The organism is Kitasatospora sp. NBC_00315 (assembly GCF_041435095.1).
Classification (GTDB): domain Bacteria; phylum Actinomycetota; class Actinomycetes; order Streptomycetales; family Streptomycetaceae; genus Kitasatospora.
On the sequence record NZ_CP108025.1, the window covers coordinates 6088731 to 6109893 of the forward strand.

Below are 21163 nucleotides of genomic sequence, written 5' to 3' on the forward strand. Positions count from 1 at the left end.
GACCGCCGCCTCAGCGCTCGGCGCCCGCGGTCCGGCGGTCGATGCCGTCCAGCAGGTCCTGCTCGTACGCGATGCCCGGCCGCACCGGGTAGCCGGTGCCCGCCGGCGCGTCCACCACGGTGGCCGGCAGCGCGACCGGGACGATCGCGGCCGTCGGCACCCGGGTGGAGCGCCACAGCCGGACGCAGGAGAGCACGGCGGCCGCGAGCAGGAGCAGGTTGCGCAGGCCCAGGACGATCACACCCCAGGTGTGGCTGCCGGTCACCTGGACGAACAGCAGCGGGAACTCCAGCAGCGTCAGCGGGGTGGCCAGCAGGATGAGCACGGCGACCGGCCGCTGCCCGGTCGCACGGACGGTCAGGCAGACCGCGGCCGCGCCGACCAACCAGACCATGTACTGCGGGCTGATCACCCGGCTGGTCACGGTGAAGATCAGCAGTGCGGAGAGCGCCGCGTCGTACGTGGTGGCGGCGGTGCGGTGCTTCAGGGTCAGGCGCCAGAACAGCAGCCAGGCGAAGCCGCCCAGGGTGCCGGCCACCATGACCTTGGAGATGACGTCCACCCACGGCCCGAGCATCTCGTTCGAGCCGTAGTTCATCTTCACCTCGCCCGTCCAGGCCCCGGCCATCCGGGCGAAGTGCAAGGGCATGGCGCCCAGTGACTCGACCTCGATGCCGCGTTCCTTCTGGAACTTGAGGAACTCGAAGGCGCCGTTCATACCGGCCGCCAGCAGGAACCCCAGGCTGCCAGCGGTCGCCGCGGCCGAGGTCCAGGACCGCCGGGTGCGCCGGCCGGACGGTGTGCCGATGAGCGCCAGCAGCGGCCAGACCTTGATGATCCCGCCCAGGCCCAGCAGCAGCCCGCCGATCGCCGGGCGCCGCAGGACGGCCAGCAAACCGGCCACGGCCAGTGCGGTGACCAGGATGTCGTACCGGTTGTAGATCATCGGGCCGAGCAGCGGCACGCCGACCACCCAGACCCAGGCCCCGCTGAAACTGCGGCCCCGGCGCCCGCCGGCGCGCATCAGCAGCGCCACCGTCAGGGCGTCCACCACGCCGCAGATCACCCAGAAGGAGACCAGGTAGGACCACGGCAGCAGCCCCGGCAGGAGGATCACCAGGGCCGCGCCCGGCGGATACTGCCAGGTGACGTCGTCCAGCGGGAAGGTGCCGGTCTGCAGGACGCCGTACCAGCCGTGGTAGATCACCCAGACGTCGGTGCTCACCTCCCCGGCCAGCCTGAGAACACCGGTCACGGTGAGCAGCAGCAGGGTCCGGGAGGCCGCCCAGCCGATCCCGAGCGCCCACAGCGCCCCGCCCGCGGCCCGCGGGGGGACGGCCGGCTCCGCGGTCGTCGTCCCGGCCCCGGGGTCGTCGGCGCTGCTGGATCTGCCGGACTCGCCGGCCGGGGCCAACTCCACTGCGCTCCCTCGTTCGTCTCGTACGTCCCGCCGCAGGTGTCGCGCACGACGCCGGGCACCTGCGACCGACACCCGTACCGGCCGCCCGGGGCCCACCGATTACCAGGACGGACCCGGGGAGGAAACGGTTGCCGTACGTCGTTCCGTTCCCGGCGGGTCGTGGTGTTGACCTATCGTACGGATCACCGAGCGGTACACCGAGCACCCCCCGACCGAGCGAGCCGTGGCCTGATGCACAAGACCTTGATCGTCACCAACGACTTCCCGCCCCGGCCCGGCGGTATCCAGGCCTTCGTCCACAATATGGCGATACGTCAGCCCGCCGGGAGCATCGTGGTGTACGCCTCCTCCTGGCGTGACGGCGCCGAGTGCGCCCGGTTCGACGCGGAACAGCCCTTCCCGGTCGTCCGCGACCGCACGAAGGTGATGGTTCCCACACCCCGGGTCACCCGCCGGGCCGCCGAGATCCTCCGGGCCGAGGGGTGCGAGTCGGTCTGGTTCGGCGCCGCCGCGCCGCTCGGCCTGATGGCCCCCGCGCTGCGCCGGGCCGGCGCCGGGCGGCTGCTCGGCATGACGCACGGGCACGAGGCGGCCTGGGCGCAGTTGCCCGGCTCCCGGCAGCTGCTGCGCCGGATCGGCGCCGGCACCGACACCCTGACCTACCTCGGGGAGTACACCCGCTCCCGGATCGCCGCCGCCGTCGGGCCCGAGGCGGCCGGCCGGATGGTGCAGCTGCCGCCGGGCGTGGACGAGGAGACCTTCCACCCGGGCTCGGGCGGCGTGGAGCTGCGCCGCGGCCTGGGCCTCGCCGACCGGCCGGTGGTGGTCTGCGTCTCGCGCCTGGTGCCGCGCAAGGGGCAGGACACGCTGATCGAGGCGATGCCGCAGATCCTCGCGGCGGTGCCGGACACCGTCCTGCTGATCGTCGGGGACGGGCCCTACCGGGGGGATCTGGAGAAACTGGCCGACGCGCGCGGGGTGCGCGCCTCGGTGCGCTTCACCGGCGCGGTGCCCTGGGCGGAGCTGCCCGCGCACTTCGGCGCCGGGGACGTCTTCGCGATGCCCTGCCGCACCCGCAGGGGCGGCCTGGACGTCGAGGGCCTCGGCATCGTCTACCTGGAGGCGTCCGCAACCGGTCTGCCGGTGGTGGCCGGCGACTCCGGCGGTGCGCCGGACGCCGTGCTGGAGGGCGAGACGGGGTACGTGGTGCCGGGCGGCTCGGCCCCGGCGGCGGCGGAGCGGATCGTCCGGCTGCTGAACGACGAGGGGTTGCGGCGGCGGATGGGCGCGGCCGGGCGCCGCTGGGTCGAGCGCTCCTGGCGCTGGGACCTGCTGGCCGGGCGGCTGACCTCGCTGCTGGCCTCCTGACGCGCGGACGCGCCCGCCGGACGGTGCCCGGCTCACGCCGGACGGTGCCCGGCTCACGCCGGACGGTGCCCGGCTCACGCCGGACGGTGCCCGGCTCACGCCGGACGGTGCCCGGCTCACGCCGGACGGCCGGCTCACGAGGACGGCCCGCCCGGTCGGGTGACCGGGCGGGCCGTCCGTGCGTCCGGCCGTCGGCGGCGCGGTCCGGGGGTCAGCGCAGGTAGAGCGCCTCCACCTCGACCGCGTAGTCCCTCAGCACCACGTTGCGCTTGAGCTTGAGCGACGGCGTGAGGTGGCCGCTCGCCTCGGAGAAGACGGTGTCCAGCAGCCGGAACTTCTTCACCGCCTCGGCGTGCGAGACGGCGGCGTTGCCCTCGTCCACCGCGCTCTGCAGGGCCGCCAGCAGGTCCGCGTCCTCGCGCAGCTCGGCGACGGTGGCGCCGGCCGGCTTGCCGTTCATCTCCTTCCACTTCGGGAAGAAGTCCTCGTCCACGGTGACCAGACAGGCGATGAACGGCTTGCGGTCGCCGACCACCATGACCTCGCCGACCAGCGCGTGCGCCCGGATGCGGTCCTCGATCACCGCCGGGGCGACGTTCTTGCCGCCCGCGGTGACGATGATCTCCTTCTTGCGCCCGGTGATGGACAGGTAGCCCTCGTCGTCGAGGGCGCCCAGGTCACCGGTGGCGAACCAGCCGTCGCGCAACGCCTCGGCGGTGGCCTGCGGGTTGTTCCAGTAGCCGGTGAAGACCTGCGGGCCCTTGAGCATGACCTCGCCGTCCTCGGCGATCCGCACGGCGGAACCGGGCAGCGGCTGGCCGACGGTGCCGATCTTCGGCTTGTCGTGCGGGTTGAAGGCGGTGGCCGCGCAGGTCTCGGTCAGGCCGTAGCCCTCCAGCACGGTGAAGCCGATGCCCCGGTAGAAGTGGCCGAGCCGCTCGCCCAGCGGGGCGCCGCCGGAGATGGCGTGGGTGGCCCGGCCGCCGAGCGCCGCCCGCAGCCTGCTGTAGACGAGGCGGTCGAAGACGGTGTGCCGGAGTCTCAGCATCAGCCCGACGCGGCCCCGGTCCAGGGCCCGGCTGTACGCCACCGCGGTGTCGGCGGCCCGGTCGAAGATCCTGCCCTTGCCGTCCGCCTGGGCCTTGGACCGGGCGGTGTTGAAGACCTTCTCGAAGACCCGCGGCACGCCCAGGATCAGCGTCGGGCGGAACGAGGCGAGCTCGGCGGTGACGTCCTTGATGTCCGAGACGTGGCCGAGCTTGATCGGGGTGATCGCGGCGGCGATCTCGGCGATCCGGCCCAGCACGTGCGCGAGCGGGAGGAACAGCAGGACGGAACTCTCGCCGGTCCGGAACAGCGGCTCCAACCGGGCCGTCACGTTGCCCAGTTCGGCCATGAAGTTGCCGTGGGTGAGCTGACAGCCCTTCGGCCGGCCGGTGGTGCCGGAGGTGTAGACGATGGTCGCGATCGAGTCGGCGCCCGGGACGGACCGGCGCTCGGTCACCGTGGTGTCGGCGACCCCGGTACCGGCCTCGGCGAGCGCGGCCAGCGCGCCCCGCTCGATCTGCCAGGTGTGCTTCAGCTCCGGCAGCGCGCCGCGCACCTGCTCGACCAGCGCCGCGTGCCCGTCCGTCTCCGTCAGCACCGCGACGGCCCCGGAGTCACCGAGGATCCACTGCACCTGTTCGGCGGAGGAGGTCTCGTACACCGGCACGGTGACCGCCCCGGCCGACCAGATCGCGAAGTCCAGCAGCGTCCACTCGTAGCGGGTGCGCGACATCACGCCGACCCGGTCCCCGGGCTCGATGCCGGCCGCGATCAGGCCCTTGGCGGCGGAGTGCACCTCGGCGAGGAACTGCGCGGCGGTGAGGTCGGTCCAGCTCCCGTCCACCTTGCGGCTGAGCACCGCGACATCCGGATGCCGCTCGGCGTTCTGGTGCACCAGGTCCGAGAGGTTACCGCCGCTCGGTACCTGGTAGAGGGCCGGAAGACTGAAGTCGAGCAAGACTGCTCCTCGTTCGCGACGCTGCGGGACGCCAGGACGTTACTGCCCGGTAGGCGGATTGGACCAGGGGGGTCGGCCCCGGTGTTCGAAGTGTCACACCTTCGCAGGCGGGGCCGGTACCGGGCCGGATCGTTCGATTGGCACCCTATGACAGCGGCGCGGTGACCTGCCGGTAGCCCCGGGCCGACCTGACGACCTGTGGACCGAGCTGTTCCCCGGGCGCGATAGCCTGCCCTGGGCGCACAGCCGACGGGCGGCCAGGGCCGTCCGGCCGCGCACCCGACCAGCACGCACCGGATCACGCGGAGGGCCGTTCCATGGCGGAGCACACCAGGGCGAGCATCACCATCGAGGCGACCCCGGCCGAGGTGATGGCCGTGATCGCCGACTTCGCCGCCTACCCGGCCTGGACCGGCGAGGTCAAGGAGATCGAGGTGCTGGAGACCGGCGCCGACGGCCGGGCCGCCCAGGTCCGGCTGCTGCTCGACGCGGGCGCCATCCGCGACGAGCACGTGCTGGCCTACACCTGGGACGGCGACCGCCAGGTCGGCTGGACCCTGGTCAAGAGCCAGATGCTGCGCACGCTGGACGGTTCCTACGCGCTGGCCCCGCTGGGCGACGGCACCGAGGTCACCTACCAGCTGGCCGTCGACGTCAAGATCCCGATGCTCGGCATGATCAAGCGCAAGGCCGAGAAGGTCATCATCGACCGGGCACTGGCCGGTCTCAAGAAGCGCGTCGAAGGCTGACCACCACCCGCCGGGCGGGCCGCCGCGGCGGCCCGCCGGGGACGACGGACCAGGACGAGCGACCCAGGACGGCGGAGCACCGGCCATGACGGCGACCAGCAGCGAGACACCCCGCCCCACCGCGGCGCGCACCGTCCTGGTCACCGGTGCCCCCGGGGCGGTCGCCGTGGCCGCCGCCACCGCGCTGCACCTCGCCCGCCGGGGCCTGCGCACCCGCCTGCTGGCGGCCGACGACCCGCACCGCACCCTCGACCGGCTGCTCGGCGCCCGCCTGAGCGCCGAGCCCCTCGACCACGCCCCCGGGCTCACCGTGGCGCGCACGGACGAGCAGGCGGCCTTCCGCCGCGCTTTTGACGCCGTGGGCGGGCGGATCAAGCCCGCCCTCGACCTGCTCGGCGCCGATCCGCTCGACCCCGAGGAGCTCACCGCCCTCCCCGGCACCGGCCGGCTCGCCCTGCTGCGGGCCCTGCACGACTGCGACGCCGACGTCCTGGTCGTCGCCGCTCCGCCGCCCGCCGAACTGATCGCCACCCTCGCGCTGCCCGAGCAGTTGGAGCGCTACCTCGCCCGGCTCGTCCCCGAGCAGCGCCAGGCCGCCCGCGCGCTGCGTCCGCTGCTGGCCGCGGTGGCCGGCGTCCCGATGCCCGCCGAGTGGCTCTTCGAGGCCCGGGCCTCGGCCACCGCGGCGCTCGCCGAGGCCCGGCGGGCGATCACCGCGCCCGGCACCTCCGTCCGGCTGGTGGTCGACGCCGACGCCCGGCCCGCCGAGGAGCTGCGGCGGATCCGCTCCGGCCTCGCCCTGCACGGGCTGCGGACGGACGCGGTGGTCGCGCACCGGGCGCTGCCGGCGGCCGCGCTGAGCTCGGCCGACCCCTGGCTGGCCGCCAGGGCCGCCCGGCAGCGGGAGGTGCTCGCCGGCCTGGCCGCCGAGCTGGACGTGCCCCTGCTGCTCGGCGGCGATCCCGAGGCCGCGCCGCAGGACCTCGCCGAGGAGCTGTACGGCGGCCGCCCCGACCCGGCGCCGCTCGCCGCGGCGCCCTGGACGGTGGAGGACCGCCTCGCCGAGGAGGGCCTGCTGGTCTGGCGGCTCACGCTGCCCGGCGCCGACCGGGCCGACCTGGATCTCGTCCGGCGCGGCGACGAGCTGGTGGTCGGCCTCGGTGCGTACCGTCGGATCCTGTCGCTGCCGTCCGCGCTGCGACGGTGCACCGTCACCGGCGCGGGCCTCACCGACGGTGTGCTCGCGGTGCGCTTCGCGCCCGACCCCGCGCTCTGGCCCCGGGGCTGACCGGCGCGCTTCGGGTAGCGTCGGAGGTGGCGGCCGCAGGTGCGGTCGCAGCTGAGGAGGCACCCGCGATGACCACTGCCGACGACCGGACCGGTGACCCGAGCGCCGAGGCGCCCGACGGGGCGGAGCACCCCTTCGGGCCGGAGCTCGGCCCGCTGGTGGACGAGGTCCGGCGGCTCGCCGACGCGGTCGGGGCGAAGGCCCAGGAGGCCGGCGCCCAGCAGTTCGCCGCCGCGGCCCTGGGCTCGCTCGCCGCACTGGCCGAACTTCCGGGCACGCTGCGCGAGAAGCACCCCGAGGTCTACGGGCACCTGTCCGCGGCCGGGGGCGAGCTGCTCGCCGCGTATCGGGCCGCCGTCTCGGGTCATGAGCGCCGATGGTCAGCCGGAGAGCGTTCCCCGAGTGAGCACATCGACCTCGACACGCCGAGCGAGCATGCTGCCAAGGAGTGAATCCCCAGGTCAGGCATGGTTACTCAGGGAAGGAGCTAGCTGACGCAGTGATTCGAAACGTACGACTTTTGAAGGCGCTCGGCCATGTTCCTCGGCACTTGCTTTCGGATAATGTAGGCGCCGGTGTGTACGGGAGCGGCGCTGGACGGTACCTTTCCGTGCAGCGGGAACGAGATGAATAGCTGAGGGACACATGGCTCTGACCATCGGCGTCGATGTCGGCGGTACCAAGATTGCGGCCGGCGTGGTCGACGAGGCAGGCGAGATCCTGGCCCGGACCCGGGTACCCACCCCGGCCGACCCCCAGTGGGCGGTCGATGCCATCGCGCAGGCAGTACGCGAGCTCAAGGAGCTGCACCCGGACGTGGCGGCGGTGGGCGTAGGGGCCCCCGGCTTCGTCGACCGGGACCGCTCCACGGTGATCTTCGCGCCCAACATCGACTGGGAGAACGAGCCGCTCAAGGCCCGGATCGAGGAGCTCACCGGCCTTGAGACGGTGATCGAGAACGACGCCAACTGCGCGGCGTGGGCCGAGTTCCGGTTCGGCGCGGCGGCCGAGCACAGCGACATGGTGCTGATCACCGTCGGCACCGGCATCGGCGGCGGCATCGTCCTGGACGGCCGCCTGCACCGCGGCCGGTTCGGGGTGGCCGGCGAGATCGGCCACCTCAACATGGTCCCGGACGGCCTGCTCTGCGGCTGTGGTGGCAAGGGCTGCTGGGAGCAGTACGGCTCCGGCCGCGCGCTGCGCCGCTACGGTCGCGAGGGCGCCGCCGCCGACCCGGTGCGCGGCAAGCGGATGCTGGAGCTCAACGACGGTGTCGCCGAGACGATCCGGGGCATCCACATCACCGAGGCCGCCGAGGCGGGCGACCCGCTGGCGCTGGAGTGCTACGACGAGCTGGCCGACTGGCTCGGCCGCGGCATGGCGGACCTCGCGGCGCTGTTCGACCCGGGCGTCTTCGTGCTCGGCGGCGGCGTCTCCGACTCCGGTCGGCTGCTGCTGGACCCGGTCGCCAAGGCCTTCCAGCGCTACCTGACCGGTGGTGTCCACCGCCCGCGCGCCGAGGTCGTCCTGGCCTCGATGGGTTCGGCCGCCGGCATCTCCGGTGCCGCCGACCTGGCCCGCACGCTCTGACCGTACGGCCCGGCCGTACGGTCCACGCAGTCCACTCCGCCGACGGCGGGACGGGGAGCCCTCACCCCCGCCCCGCCGTCGCGGCGTTTCGGGCCCCGGCCGGGAGCGGCGCGGGCCTATCGTGACGGGCGGACCGCCGGGGCCGTGCAGGCCCCGCCCGGCGGACCGCCCGAGCGCAGGAGGGACGAGAGCGCGTGACCGAACCCCCGGCGGACACCCCGGCCGCCGTGCCCGCCGTGCCCGCCGTGCCCGCCGTGCTTCCGGCCTCCGGGCCCGGGCCGGACGGCAGCCGGCGGGTGCGGCTGCTCAGCTACAACATCCGCTCGCTGCGTGACGACCGCCGGGCGCTGGCCCGGGTCGTCCGCGCCTGCGAGCCGGATCTCGTCTGCGTCCAGGAGGCGCCCCGGTACTGGCGCCCCGAGGGCCAGGCCCGGTGGCTGGCCCGGAGCACCGGCACGGTGGTCCTCTCCGGCGGCGGGCGCAGGGCGGCCGGGCCGCTGCTGCTCGGTACGCCCGGCGTCGAGGTGCTGGCGCGGCACGACCGTCTGCTGCCCAAGACCCGGGGCCTGCACGCCCGGGGCTTCGCGAGCGCGGTGGTGCGGATCGGCGCGAGCGCGCCCTTCTCGGTGACCAGCTGCCATCTCAGCCTGGACGCGGCCGAGCGCCGGGGCCAGTTCTCCCTGCTGCTGGACGGGTCGGCCGTCGCCGAGCACGCCGTGATCGCCGGCGACCTCAACGAGCACCCCGACGGTCCCGGCTGGCGGCTGCTCGCCGGGCGGCTCCAGGACGCGCACCCCACCGCGCCCTGGGGCGGCACCTTCACGTCCGTCCCGGAGAACCCCTACCAGCGGATCGACGGGGTGTTCGCGACCGCCGGCATCCGGGTGCTGGCCTGTGGCGTCCCGCACGACCTGCCCGGCGTCGCCGAGGCCGATCTGCGGGCCGCCACCGACCACCTGCCCGTGCTCGCCGTGCTGGAGATCCCGGCCGCCTGGTAGAGCCGGGTGCGCCGGCGGGGTGCGCCGGCGGATCGACGGGCCGGCCCCGGCCGTCCCGCGCCTGCCGCCGTCGCCCCGGTGGCCGCGCCGCCCCGGCCGTCAGACGACCGCGCCGCCGTGCGGGTCCGGCGGCTCGTCCTCGTCGCGCTCCTTCATCCGGACCACCAGGGTGACGAAGCCGCCGAGGAAGGCCGTCACGCCGACCCAGGCCGGCCAGCCGGCGACCTCCTGCCAGACCACCGCGTCGAACAGCAGCAGCGCCGGCCCGCCGAGCACGGCGAGCCAGGCGAACTTGGCCGTCGCGTCGGCCTCGGGCAGCGGCGGGGGCTCCGGCGGCACGAAGTGCCCCTCGTCCGGGTCCTCGGCCACCTCGAAGTCGCGCGGACCGGCCGGGGGCCGGGGCCGGGGCTGCGGGGCGAGGTCGGAGACGTCGGCGCCGCCCCTGAAGCCGCCGCCCTTGAAGTCACCCTTGGACTCGCCCCTGGCCCGCAGGTTCTCGATCTCGGGCCAGTCGGGGTCGTTGAGGTCGACGGGGTCGTCGAACTGGGCGATCAGGGCGGCGAAGATCTCGTCCTGCTCGGCCTGGCTGCGCTCGGGCACCCGTCTGGCCGGCGGGGCGTCGTCCGTCCGGCCGGGGGCGCCGCCCGCGGCATCGGAGGCGACGCCGTCCGCGTGCTGGCCGGACGGCTCCTCGGCGGCCTTCTTCAGACCGTCCTCGCGGGGTGCTTCGTCCTCGCCGCCCGCCGTGCTGCTCTCGTGCACTTCCGGCCCTTCAGCTCAGCCTCGGTGATCGTCGGATTCGACCCGGGTGGCGCCCGCCGCGTTCGCCGGCGCCAGTCGTCGGATGAAGTCCAGACTCGCCCCGAATATTTCCGTCGCGTCGTGGTCGAGCGTCGCGACGTGGAAACTGCGCTCGCACAGCCGCTCGGTCACGTCCGTCGAGGATATCCGGGCGAGCACCAGTTCCGAGTTGGCCGGCGAGACCACGTGGTCCTGCGGACTGTGGAACAGCAGCACCGGCTGGCGCACCTGTGCCAGCCGGCCCCGGACGTCCCGCCACAACCGGGACAACGACCAGGCGGCGTGCAGGGGTGTGCGGTCGTAGCCGGTTTCCCTGGAGCCCTCCAGCGCGATGTCGTTGGCCACCCCCGACAGGCTCGGCACCAGATGCCGCAGCACCGGCAGGAGCACGGTCGCCGGGTTGTCCGAGCGCACCGAGGGGTTGACGAGCACCAGACCGGCCACCGCGCCGCCGTGCACCGCCGCCAGCCGCAGGGCCAGCGCGCCGCCCATCGACAGCGCGCACACGAAGACCTGATCGCAGCTCTCGGAGAGCGTCAGGAACTCCCGTTCGACCTCGGCGTACCAGTCCTCCCAGCGGGTGACCTGGAGGTCCTGCCAGCGGGTCCCGTGGCCGGGCAGCAGCGGCAGCGAGACGGTCAGGCCCGCCGCGGCCAGCTCGTCCGCCCACGGGCGCAGGGACTGGGGCGAGCCGGTGAAGCCGTGGCAGAGCAGGACGCCGACCGGGCCGCCCTGGTGGCGGTACGGCTCGGCACCGGGCAGCAGCGGCATGCGCGGGGGCTCCTTCGCGTCTGCGGACTGCGCGACCGCGCGGATGGCCCGGGCGGGAGCGCTGGAGCCGCATCGTCCCACGCGCCGGTGCGCGCCGTACAGCCCGCCGGGGCCGCCGAAGCCCCGCCCCGGAGCCCGCACGGAGCCCGCGCCGGAGCCCCGCCCGGAGGCCGTCCGGAGCCCGCCGGGGGCGGGGCGCGGCGCGTGGGCGCTCCGCTGGGCATTAGGATCGACCGGTCCGCTGAACATGGAGGCCCGGCGTTGTTCTACCGACTGATGAAGATGATCGTCGCGCCACTGCTACGGATCTTCTTCCGGCCGTGGATGGAGGGGGTGGAGAACATCCCCGACGAGGGCGCCGCGATCATCGCGAGCAATCACCTCTCCTTCTCGGACTCCTTCTTCCTCCCCGCACTGATGAAGCGTCGAGTCACGTTCATCGCCAAGGCGGAGTACTTCAACACCCCCGGGATCAAGGGCAAGCTCACCGCCGCCTTCTTCAAGGGCGTCGGCCAGCTCCCGGTGGACCGCTCGGGCGTGCGCGGGGCCGGCGAGGCGGCGATCCGCAGCGCGGTGGCCGTGATCGACCGGGGCGAGCTGTTCGGCGTCTACCCCGAGGGCACCCGCTCGCCCGACGGCAAGCTCTACCGGGGCAAGGTCGGCGGCCTGGCGCGGGTCGCGCTGGCCACCGGCGCACCGGTGATCCCGGTCGCGATGATCGACACCGAGAAGGTCCAGCCGCCCGGCCAGGTGATGCCCAACTTCGGCATCCGCCCCGGCATCCGGATCGGCCGCCCGCTCGACTTCTCCCGCTACCACGGCATGGAGAACGACCGCTTCATCCTCCGTTCGGTGACGGACGAGGTGATGTACGAGATCATGCGGCTGTCCGGCCAGGAGTACGTGGACATCTACGCGACCGCCGCCAAGCGGCAGATCGCGGACGAGAAGAAGCGGGCCGACACCGAGCGCAAGGCGGCGCAGAAGGCCGAGCAGGCCGCGCTGAAGGCGGAGAAGGCCGAGGCGGAGAAGGCCGAGGCCGACGCCGCCGGAGCCGAACAGGAGGACGGGCCGGCCTGACCGCCGGCCCGCCGGGGGAGGGCACAGATGGACGGCACCGGCAGACCCGCCCCGACCGGGCTCGCCCGGCCGGGACCGCCCGGGCCCGTGGCGGCGCCCGCCGCCCGGGCCGGAGCCGGGCTCGAAGGCCTCCCGGGCGTCGGCGCCTCGGTGGCCGCCGGGGGGATGTCCGTCGAGCTGCCGCTCTGGCGCGCGATCTCGTACTTCAGGGTGCTGGCGCTCGGCTACGCCGTGCTGCGCTACCTCGACGCCTACCTGGACTTCCGGCACCCGGTCGCGGGCTGGATCTACATGGGCGCGCTGGTCCTCTGGACCCTCGCGACCGTACGCGCCTTCGCCGGCCCCCAGCGGTGCACCTGGGCCGTGCTCGGCGTCGACCTCACCGTCGCGGTGACGGGCGTGGTGATGAGCGGGTTGGTGGACGACCCCGCGCGGATCCACCACGGCTCGCTCACGCTGCCCACCATCTGGGCGGCGGGCACCGTCCTCGGCTTCGCGGCGAAGGGCGGCTGGCGGCCGGCGGCCTTCGCGGGGACGGTCATCGGCATCGCCAACATCTTCGCCCACGGCGGGTTCACCGGGGACAACGTCCACAACATCGTGCTGCTGATGGTGGCCGGCTGCGCGATCGGCTACGTGATCGAGCTGGCCCGCGCCGGCGAGGCGGCCCTCACCCGCGCGCTGCGGGTGGAGTCCGCCACCCGCGAGCGCGAGCGGCTCTCGCGGGACATCCACGACGGGGTGCTCCAGGTGCTGGCCCTGGTCCAGCGCCGGGGGAGCGAGCAGGGCGCCGGCGCCCCGGCGCTCGGCGGGCCCGGCCCGGATCTGGCCGAGCTCGGCCGGCTGGCGGGTGAACAGGAGCGGGCGCTGCGCACGCTGATGACCGGCGGCCCGATCCCCCGCCAGGCCCAGGACGGCCCGCCCGGCCCGGCGGACCTGCGCACCCTGATCGCCCCCTACGCCACCGAGCGGGTGACCGTGTCGGCGCCCGGGACCCCGGTGCTGCTGCCCGGCCCGGTCGCCGACGAGCTGGCCGCCGCCGTGGGCGCGGCGCTCGACAACGTACGCCGGCACGCCGGTCCCGCCGCCCGGGCGTGGATCCTGCTGGAGGACGAGCCGGGGGCGGTGACGGTCGGCATCCGGGACGACGGCCCCGGCTTCGAGGCCGGGCGTCTCGGAGAGGCGGAGCGGGCCGGGCGCCTGGGCGTCTCGCAGTCGATCCGCGGGCGGCTGCTGGACCTCGGCGGCACGGCCGAGTTGTACTCGACGCCGGGCGAGGGCGTCGAGGTGGAGCTGGTGGTGCCGAGGAGCGACGGATGACGGGTCGGGAGCGGACGACGGTGGAGGACGGCATGACGGGGCAGCAGCCGGCCGCGCTGCGGGTGATGGTGGTGGACGACCACCCGATGTGGCGCGAGGCGGTCTCCCGGGATCTCGCCGAGGCGGGCCTGGACGTGGTCGCGACCGCCGGGGACGGGGAGGAGGCCGTCCGCCGGGCGCGCGCCTGCTCCCCGCAGGTGGTCGTGCTCGACCTCAACCTGCCGGGACTGCCGGGCGTCGAGGCCTGCCGCCGGATGGTCGGCCAGGACCCCTCCGTGCGGGTCCTGGTGCTCTCCGCGAGCGGGGAGCACCAGGACGTCCTGGAGGCGGTGAAGTCGGGCGCGACCGGCTACCTGGTCAAGTCGGCCGGGCGCGAGGAACTGCTGGACGCGGTGCGCCGCACCGCCGTCGGCGACGCGGTGTTCACCCCGGGCCTCGCCGGTCTGGTGCTGGGGGAGTTCCGCCGGCTGGCCGCCGAGCCGGCGCCGGCCAGTGCGCCGGCCGCCCCGCAGCTCACCGCGCGCGAGACCGAGGTGCTGCGGCTGGTCGCCAAGGGGCTGTCGTACCGTCAGATCGCCGACCGGCTGGTGCTCTCGCACCGCACCGTGCAGAACCACGTGCAGAACACGCTCGGCAAACTGCAACTGCACAACCGGGTGGAGCTGGTGCGGTACGCGATCGAGCAGGGGCTGGACGACGGGGCCTGACCGGGGCCCCGGCGACGGCCGGCTCCCCCCCCGGCCGGGTGGCCCGGGGGAGCCGGCCGTGGTCAGGCCCCCGCCCGGAGCGCCGCGCTCGGCGCCCCCAGCAGCCCGGCGACGATCTCGACCCCCTCGCGGGTGAGCACCGACTCGGGGTGGAACTGCAGCCCGGCGAAGCCCGGCCCGCGCAGCGCGTGCACGTCCCCGGTGACCCGGTCGCGGGCGACCTCGACGCCCTCGGCGGCGAGCCGGGCGGCCGCCTCGTCCGAACAGCGCGCGGTGAAGGTGTTGTAGAACCCGACGGTGCGGCGGGCCCCGAAGAGGTCGATCTCCTCCTGGGCGCCCTGGTAGGGGACGGCCTTGCGGGCCAGTGGCAGTCCGAGCACGTCGCAGAGCAGCTGGTGGCTGAGGCAGACGGCGAGCAGCGGCGCACCGCGGGTGCCGGCCCGCACCGCGGCCAGCGCGTCGGCGACGATCGGGCGCAGCAGCGCCATCTTGGGGTCGGCGGGGTCGGCCGGGTCGCCGGGGCCGGGGCCGAGCACCAGCGGACCGTTGTGCGCAGCCACCCGTTCGCGCAGCCCGGGGGTGTCGTGGCGCAGCACCGAGACCTGGTGGCCGAGCGAGGACAGCAGGTGGGCGAGCATCGCGGTGAAGGTGTCCTCGCCGTCCACCACCAGGGTCGGCAGCGGTTCGGTGACCTCGGTGGGGTCCTGCATCCGGAGCCAGAACGGCGCCAGCCCCGCGCGCCGGGCGTCCAGGGCGGCCTGCACCCGGTGGTCGTCGGAGAGCCGGGGCCCGCCGGGCCGGGGGAGTCGGTGGGCCGGCGCCGGCCGGGCGCCGATCGCGGTGAGCACGCCGGCCGCCTTGGCGTGCGTCTCGGCCACCTCGGAGTGCGGGTCGGAGTGCCGTACGAGGGTCGCGCCGACCCGGACGACGAGTTCCCCGGTGGCCGGGTCGATGTCGGCGGCGCGGATGCAGATCGGGGAGTCCAGCAGCTGCCCGCCGCTGCCGGAGCGCCCGATCAGGGCCAGCGCGCCCGAGTAGTAGCCGCGGCCGGTGGACTCGTAGCGCTTGATCACGCGGGTGGCGTTCTGGACCGGGCTGCCGGTGACGGTGGCCGCGAACATGGTCTCCTTCAGCACCTCCCGGACGTCCAGCGAGGTGCGTCCGCGCAGCTCGTACTCGGTGTGCGCGAGGTGGGCCATCTCCTTGAGGCGCGGGCCGAGCACCTGGCCGCCGAGGTCGCCCACGGTGCACATCATCTTGAGCTCCTCGTCGACCACCATGGTGAGCTCCTCCAGCTCCTTGGGGTCCTTGAGGAAGTCGAGCAGCGAGTCCAGGCCGGGCCCGGCGGCCGGGTAGCGGTAGGTGCCGGAGATCGGGTTCATCACGACCGTCCCGCCGGACTGCCGTACGTGCACCTCGGGGGAGGCGCCCACGAGCACGCGCTCCCCGGTGTGCACCAGGAAGGTCCAGTACGCGCCCCGCTCCTGCTCCAGCAGGCGCCGGAAGAGCGAGAGCGCCAGCTCGGGGGAGAAGTCGTCGAGCGTGGCGGTGAAGTCGCGCCGGATCACGAAGTTCGCGCCCTCGCCCCGGCCGATCTCGTCCCGGATCACCCGGCGGACGATCCTCGCGTACTGCTCGTCGTCGATGTCGAAGCCGCCGCCGGAGAGCGTGACGGGCAGCCGCGGGAGGGCGTCGAGCACCTCGGCCAGCGGGTACACGTACTGCTCGTCGACGCTCAGCGCCTGCAACGGGGTGGCGTCGTCGTGCGCCTCGAAGCCGCGTTCGCGGATCTGCCGGTACGGGACCAGGGCCAGCAGGTCGTGCCGGGGCCCCTCGGCCGGGATCCCGGCGCGTACCGGCAGGTCCGCGAGCCGCTCGTGGGTGGCGACCGTGCCGAGCAGCACCTCCACGGTGTCCGGCGCGAGCCGGGGGGCGCGGCGGTGCAGCAGGGCGAAGGCCGGGGCACCGGGGGCGGTCAGGCGGGCGAGCAGATGCGTGGGACTGGTCACGTTCACGGCTTCCTTCCGGGAAGGCTTCGGGGTGCGGTGCAAGGTCCGCTGTCCGGGAAGGCCGTCTGCTCGCGATACGCCGACGGCCGCCCCGAGGGGCGGCCGTCGTGTCGTCAGGGACGCGCTATCGGTGGGCCACCTCGGGGATGGTCCACCACCAGGAGAAGGTGCGCGGCGCGTTCATGGGGGAGAGCCTAGCGGATGCCCCGCGGACGTGAGCCCGGTCACGGATATGTCCACGACGCGTCTCATCCATCGGGCAGGGGACACAATTCGGTTGTCACACCCCGTAGCCTGGCTCTGTGACCGTGACAAATCTCCACACATGGCAGTCCCTGCCCGCGGCGCAGCAGCCTGAATGGCCGGATTCTGAGGCGCTGCGCAAGGCTCTTGCGGACCTCGCCTCCTATCCGCCACTCGTCTTCGCCGGCGAGTGCGACCAGCTGCGCGCCCGGCTCGGTGCCGTCGCGCGTGGTGAGGCGTTCCTGCTCCAGGGCGGCGACTGCGCCGAGGCGTTCGACGGCGTGTCCGCCGAGCAGATCCGCAACAAGCTCAAGACGCTGCTCCAGATGGCGGCCGTGCTGACCTACGCCGCCTCCGTGCCGGTGGTCAAGGTCGGCCGGATCGCGGGCCAGTACTCCAAGCCGCGTTCCAAGTCGACCGAGACCCGCGACGGGGTGACCCTGCCGGTCTACCGTGGCGACTCGGTGAACGGCTTCGAGTTCACCCCCGAGTCCCGCATCCCCGACCCGGAGCGCCTGAAGCGGATGTACAACGCGTCCGCCGCGACGCTCAACCTGGTGCGTGCCTTCACCACCGGCGGTTACGCGGACCTGCGCCAGGTGCACGCCTGGAACCAGGACTTCGTGCGCAACTCCCCGTCCGGGCAGCGTTACGAGAAGCTGGCCAAGGAGATCGACAACGCGCTGGCCTTCATGCAGGCCTGCGGGGTCGCTCCCGAGGAGTTCAAGACCGTCGAGTTCTACTCGTCGCACGAGGCGCTGGTGCTCGACTACGAGACCGCGCTGACCCGGGTGGACTCGCGGACCGGCGACCTCTACGACGTCTCCGGCCACATGGTCTGGATCGGGGAGCGGACCCGCCAGCTGGACGGGGCGCACATCGAGTTCGCCTCGAAGGTCCGCAACCCGATCGGCGTGAAGCTCGGCCCGACCACCACGGTCGAGGAGGCGCTCACGCTGATCGAGCGGCTCGACCCCGAGCGCGAGCCCGGCCGGCTCACCTTCATCACCCGGATGGGCGCGGGCAAGGTCCGCGACCACCTGCCCACCCTGGTGGAGAAGGTCACCGCGTCCGGCGCCCAGCCGGTGTGGATCTGCGACCCGATGCACGGCAACACCTTCGAGGCCTCCAGCGGCCACAAGACCCGCCGCTTCGACGACGTGCTCGACGAGGTCAAGGGCTTCTTCGAGGTGCACCGCGCGCTCGGCACCCACCCGGGCGGCATCCACGTGGAGCTGACCGGCGACGACGTCACCGAGTGCGTCGGCGGCGGCGACGAGGTGCTGGTCGACGACCTGCACCAGCGCTACGAGACGGCCTGCGACCCGCGGCTCAACCGCAGCCAGTCGCTGGACCTCGCGTTCCTGGTGGCGGAGATGTACCGCGGCGGTCACTGACCGCCCCCGATGTGACGAAGGCCCCTCCGGTTTCGGGATTCCCGAACCCGGAGGGGCTTTTTCGTACCCGGATCCCCGGGTAAGGTGAGGCTTAGTGAGGTAAGCCTTGCTTGATCATCCGCCTCCGGAGCGCGCCTCCGGGCACACCGAGCCACCCGGGAGAATCCGCGATGTACGTGTGCATGTGCCATGCGGTCACCGAGGACCAGGTGAAGCGCGCGATCGACGCCGGCGCCGACAGCCCCCGCCAGATAGCCAAGGGCTGCAAGGCCGGCACCGACTGCGGCTCGTGCGTGCGACGGATCCAGGCGCTGCTGGGCGAGCACGGGGCGCGGCCCTGCCCGACCGCCCGGCTGGCCGCCCGGCTGGGCCTGGCCGAGCCCGAGCTGCCGCCGCCCGCGCAGGTGCCGGTGACGGCGGGGGCCTGCGCCCCGGTGCCGACCGTGAAGTCACCGCTGTCGGTGGTCCGCGGCCTCGGCGCCGGCCCGCTGCGCGCGGCCTGACGGCCTCCCGGGCGTGCGCCGCGGCGGGTGTCGCCGGCCGGGCCGGTGTCAGGACTCCGGCTGCTCGATCAGCTGGGCGAGGTAGAGCGGCTCCCCGAGCTTCGCCAGCAGCTCCAGCTGGGTGTCGAGGTAGTCGATGTGGTGCTCCTCGTCGGCCAGGATCGACTCGAAGATGTTCGCCGAGGTGACGTCGTTCTTGGCGCGCATCACCACGATCCCGCGCCGCAGCCGGTCGATCGCCTCGACCTCGACCTGGCGGTCCGCCTCGAACATCTCCTGGACGGTCTGGCCGACCCGGACGTGGAAGAGCCGCTGGTAGTTCGGCAGCCCGTCGAGGAAGAGGATCCGGTCGGTGAGCAGCTCGGCGTGCTTCATCTCGTCGAAGGACTCGTGCCGGGTGTACTTGGCGAGCTTCGTCCAGCCGAAGTTCTCCTGCATCTTGGCGTGCAGGAAGTACTGGTTGATCGCGGTCAGCTCGGCGGTGAGCTGCTCGTTGAGGAACTCGATGACCTCGGGGTCACCCTTCATGGGGCTGCCTTCCTGCTGTACATCCGGGAACCACGGCTGCTCGCATCCTGGCACCGATATGGGACGTAATTCCAGTAAGTTCACACTCACTCGGACATGTGTCGGAATATACGATTTGCGCCCCATTGCGCTGATCGGGCGGGCGCAGGGGCCCGTCGAGGGGCGCGCGTCTGGCGTGGCGCGCCGTCTGTCACCATGGATGCATGGGTCAGTCCGAACAAGAAGCACCTCCGCCGTCTGACCCGAGGCTCCCCCCGGGCCAGCGCCTCCAGCGCGGCTGGCCGGTTCTGCACTACGGGCCGGTACCCCGGTTCAAGCCGTCGACCTGGGACTTCCAGGTGTTCGGGGCGACCGCCTCGGCCGAGAAGCACAGCTGGGACTTCACCGGCTTCCACGCGCTGCCGCGCACCACGGTCCAGGCCGACCTGCACTGCGTGACCCGCTTCTCGATGCTCGGCAACGAATGGACGGGCGTGCCGGCCGCGGTCGTCCTCGAACAGGTGCCCCCCGCCCCCGGCGTCACCCATGTGATGGTCTGGGCCGAGTACGGCTACAGCGCCAACCTGCGCCTGGCGGACTTCGCCGACCCGCGGACCGTCTTCGCCACCCATCACGACGGCGAGCCGCTCACGGTGGAGCACGGCTTCCCCGTCCGGCTCGTGGTGCCCCAGCTGTACGCCTGGAAGGGCCCCAAGTGGGTGCGCGCGGTCGAGTACATGCGCGCCGACCGCCGGGGCTTCTGGGAGGAGCGCGGCTACCACAACCGTGCCGACCCCTGGGCGGAGAAGCGGTACTCCTACCAGGAGGAGCCCGGCGACGGGCCGTTGCGCTGAGGCCCCGGCCCGTCCACCGGGTGCCGGCTCAGGCGGCCGGCTCGATGTTCTGGTTGAGATGGAACAGGTTGCCCGGGTCGTAGTCCCGCTTCACCGCCGCCAGCCGGGCGTAGTTGCCCCGGTAGTTCGCCTCGATCCGGTGCTGGTCGTCGGCGCCCATGAAGTTGACGTACCCGCCGGCCTCGGAGTGCGGCGCCAGCGCCGCGTGGTAGTCCCGTACCCACGCCGTCTCCGCCGCGCCGCCGGCCGGGTCCTCCCAGACACCCAGGACGACGGTGGAGAAGGACGCGTCCCGGTACGAGTAGGCGGTGGCGTCCGGGGCGATCCGCTGGGGGGCGCCGTCGACCGGGTAGATGTGCACGGTCGAGCTGAGCGTCGGCACCCGGGGCCCGTGCTCCAGGTGCACCGCGATCGCCTCGTCGGTCAGCCCGGTCGCGAAGCTGCCCTTCCAGTACTCCCGCAGCCCCGGCGGCAGCAGCGCGTCGAAGGCGCCGTTGATCGCCGGATACGGCATCGGTCCGACCGCCTCGGCGACCCGGGGAGCCAGCTCGCGCAGCGGCCGCAGCACCGCGTCCGCCTCCTCGGGCGGCCCGGACCAGCAGACCACCACGATGCCGAGGACGTCGCCGTGCCGGTTCTCGGGGATGAACGGCAGCGGCGGCGCGGTCTGGAAGCCGGGGAACAGGAAGAGCTGCTCGGGGGCGCCCCCGACGAACTCGCGGTAGAAGCGCAGGACGCTGTCCATGTGCTCCAGCTCGAACAGCATCGGGCCGGCCACCACCGTGTCGACCGGGCTGAGCCGGTACTCGAACGACGTCACGGCTCCGAAGTTGCCCCCGCCGCCGCGCAGCGCCCAGAAGAGGTCGGGGTGGTGCTCGGAGTCGGTGGTCAGGAACCGGCCGTCGGCCGTCACCACATCGGCGGACAGGAGGTTGTCGCAGGTCAGCCCCAGCGACCGGGTCAGGTAACCGAAGCCGCCGCCGAGGGTCAGCCCGGCGATGCCGGTGGTGGAGATGATCCCGCCGGTGGTGGCGAGGCCGAAGGCGTGGGTGGCGGCGTTGAAGTCGCCCCAGGTCGCGCCCGGCTCGGCGCGGGCCGTCCGGTTCTCCGGGTCGACGCGCACCCCGCGCAGGCCGGACAGGTCGGCCACCACCCCGCCGTCGCAGGTACCGAAGCCGGGCCCGCTGTGACCGCCGCCGCGTACCGCGAGATCGAGGCCGCTCTCGCGGGCGTACCCGACCGTGGCCATCACGTCGCCGGCGTTGGCGCAGCGCACCACGGCCGCCGGCCGCCGGTCGATCGCGGCGTTGTAGACGGTGCGGGCCTCGTCGTAGCCGTCGTCCCCGGGGGTGATCACGGCGCCCCGGGTACGTTCTCTTAAGTCGTCGATCGTGGTGGGCCCGGCCATGGTGACCACTCCTCGGGTACCGGCCTGCGACGCCCCGTCCGGAAGACCCGGCGCTGGGGGGATCGGAGCCGCCCGCAGCGGCACGGCGGGGCCTGGTTCCACGCTACGCCGATCGGGCGACCCCTCAACCCGGGGCGCCCGGGCC

General features: G+C 73.7%; 19 protein-coding genes. 12 read left to right on the forward strand and 7 right to left on the reverse strand.

What is annotated here, in order from left to right; genetic code table 11:
* Nucleotides 1-10 precede the first annotated feature (10 nt).
* On the reverse strand, nt 11-1420 hold the full coding sequence (locus OG823_RS25375) for a glycosyltransferase 87 family protein (RefSeq protein WP_371482110.1): 1410 nt from the start codon (nt 1418-1420) through the stop codon (nt 11-13).
* A gap of 231 nt (nt 1421-1651) precedes the next feature.
* Between OG823_RS25375 and OG823_RS25380 the strand changes: the two genes are divergently transcribed.
* Entirely contained in the window at nt 1652-2788 is a 1137-nt protein-coding gene (locus OG823_RS25380; RefSeq protein WP_371482112.1) for a glycosyltransferase family 4 protein, read from the forward strand.
* A gap of 211 nt (nt 2789-2999) precedes the next feature.
* Here OG823_RS25380 and OG823_RS25385 read toward each other — a convergent pair whose 3' ends face one another.
* Nucleotides 3000-4793: a long-chain fatty acid--CoA ligase gene (locus OG823_RS25385; RefSeq protein ID WP_371482113.1), complete on the reverse strand. Its 1794-nt coding sequence runs from the start codon at nt 4791-4793 to the stop codon at nt 3000-3002.
* Between the two features lie 317 nt (nt 4794-5110).
* On the opposite strand from OG823_RS25385, the gene OG823_RS25390 reads away from it, so the two are divergent.
* The 5 genes from OG823_RS25390 to OG823_RS25410 all read left to right on the forward strand — a co-directional run bounded on the left by OG823_RS25390 (nt 5111) and on the right by OG823_RS25410 (nt 9418).
* The gene (locus OG823_RS25390) at nt 5111-5542 is read left to right on the forward strand and encodes an SRPBCC family protein (protein ID WP_371482114.1); all 432 of its coding nucleotides are present in this window, start codon (nt 5111-5113) and stop codon (nt 5540-5542) included.
* Between the two features lie 85 nt (nt 5543-5627).
* Nucleotides 5628-6830: an ArsA family ATPase gene (locus tag OG823_RS25395; RefSeq protein WP_371482115.1), complete on the forward strand. Its 1203-nt coding sequence runs from the start codon at nt 5628-5630 to the stop codon at nt 6828-6830.
* A 68-nt stretch (nt 6831-6898) separates the two neighbouring features.
* Nucleotides 6899-7282, forward strand: coding sequence for a DUF5304 family protein (locus OG823_RS25400; protein WP_371482117.1), 384 nt, complete (start codon nt 6899-6901; stop codon nt 7280-7282).
* 193 nt (nt 7283-7475) lie between these two features.
* Nucleotides 7476-8420 carry an ROK family glucokinase gene (locus OG823_RS25405; RefSeq protein ID WP_371482118.1) on the forward strand — a complete coding sequence of 315 codons (945 nt, stop codon included), beginning with the start codon at nt 7476-7478 and terminating at the stop codon, nt 8418-8420.
* Between the two features lie 194 nt (nt 8421-8614).
* Nucleotides 8615-9418 carry an endonuclease/exonuclease/phosphatase family protein gene (locus tag OG823_RS25410; protein ID WP_371482120.1) on the forward strand — a complete coding sequence of 268 codons (804 nt, stop codon included), beginning with the start codon at nt 8615-8617 and terminating at the stop codon, nt 9416-9418.
* A 99-nt stretch (nt 9419-9517) separates the two neighbouring features.
* On the opposite strand, the gene OG823_RS25415 is transcribed toward OG823_RS25410, so the two are convergent.
* Nucleotides 9518-10180, reverse strand: coding sequence for a hypothetical protein (locus OG823_RS25415; protein ID WP_371482122.1), 663 nt, complete (start codon nt 10178-10180; stop codon nt 9518-9520).
* Between the two features lie 15 nt (nt 10181-10195).
* Complete coding sequence (locus OG823_RS25420) at nt 10196-10990, reverse strand: alpha/beta hydrolase (protein WP_371482123.1); 795 nt, start codon at nt 10988-10990, stop codon at nt 10196-10198.
* A 261-nt stretch (nt 10991-11251) separates the two neighbouring features.
* Between OG823_RS25420 and OG823_RS25425 the strand changes: the two genes are divergently transcribed.
* The 3 genes from OG823_RS25425 to OG823_RS25435 are packed head-to-tail and all read left to right on the forward strand — an operon-like array spanning nt 11252 to nt 14097.
* The gene (locus OG823_RS25425; RefSeq protein WP_371482124.1) at nt 11252-12070 is read left to right on the forward strand and encodes a lysophospholipid acyltransferase family protein; all 819 of its coding nucleotides are present in this window, start codon (nt 11252-11254) and stop codon (nt 12068-12070) included.
* Nucleotides 12071-12097: 27 nt separating this feature from the next.
* Nucleotides 12098-13390 (forward strand): MacS family sensor histidine kinase, encoded by a 1293-nt coding sequence (macS, locus tag OG823_RS25430; protein WP_371482125.1) that lies wholly within the window; start codon nt 12098-12100, stop codon nt 13388-13390.
* A gap of 32 nt (nt 13391-13422) precedes the next feature.
* A complete protein-coding gene (locus OG823_RS25435) occupies nt 13423-14097 on the forward strand; it encodes a response regulator (protein ID WP_371484651.1) in 675 nt (224 codons plus the stop codon).
* A gap of 62 nt (nt 14098-14159) precedes the next feature.
* Here the strand turns inward: OG823_RS25435 and OG823_RS25440 are convergent, their stop codons facing one another.
* Nucleotides 14160-16106, reverse strand: coding sequence for an anthranilate synthase family protein (locus OG823_RS25440; protein WP_371482126.1), 1947 nt, complete (start codon nt 16104-16106; stop codon nt 14160-14162).
* Between the two features lie 302 nt (nt 16107-16408).
* On the opposite strand from OG823_RS25440, the gene OG823_RS25445 reads away from it, so the two are divergent.
* Both OG823_RS25445 and OG823_RS25450 read left to right on the forward strand, forming a co-directional pair.
* The gene (locus OG823_RS25445) at nt 16409-17746 is read left to right on the forward strand and encodes a class II 3-deoxy-7-phosphoheptulonate synthase (RefSeq protein ID WP_371482128.1); all 1338 of its coding nucleotides are present in this window, start codon (nt 16409-16411) and stop codon (nt 17744-17746) included.
* Between the two features lie 170 nt (nt 17747-17916).
* Entirely contained in the window at nt 17917-18249 is a 333-nt protein-coding gene (locus OG823_RS25450) for a bacterioferritin-associated ferredoxin (RefSeq protein ID WP_371482129.1), read from the forward strand.
* A 48-nt stretch (nt 18250-18297) separates the two neighbouring features.
* Here OG823_RS25450 and bfr read toward each other — a convergent pair whose 3' ends face one another.
* Nucleotides 18298-18777 carry a bacterioferritin gene (gene bfr, locus OG823_RS25455; protein WP_371482131.1) on the reverse strand — a complete coding sequence of 160 codons (480 nt, stop codon included), beginning with the start codon at nt 18775-18777 and terminating at the stop codon, nt 18298-18300.
* Between the two features lie 203 nt (nt 18778-18980).
* Between bfr and OG823_RS25460 the strand changes: the two genes are divergently transcribed.
* Nucleotides 18981-19610, forward strand: a complete 630-nt coding sequence (locus OG823_RS25460) for a sulfite oxidase-like oxidoreductase (protein ID WP_371482132.1) — start codon at nt 18981-18983, stop codon at nt 19608-19610.
* Between the two features lie 28 nt (nt 19611-19638).
* Here OG823_RS25460 and OG823_RS25465 read toward each other — a convergent pair whose 3' ends face one another.
* Nucleotides 19639-21018: an FAD-binding oxidoreductase gene (locus tag OG823_RS25465; protein ID WP_371482134.1), complete on the reverse strand. Its 1380-nt coding sequence runs from the start codon at nt 21016-21018 to the stop codon at nt 19639-19641.
* Nucleotides 21019-21163 lie beyond the last annotated feature (145 nt).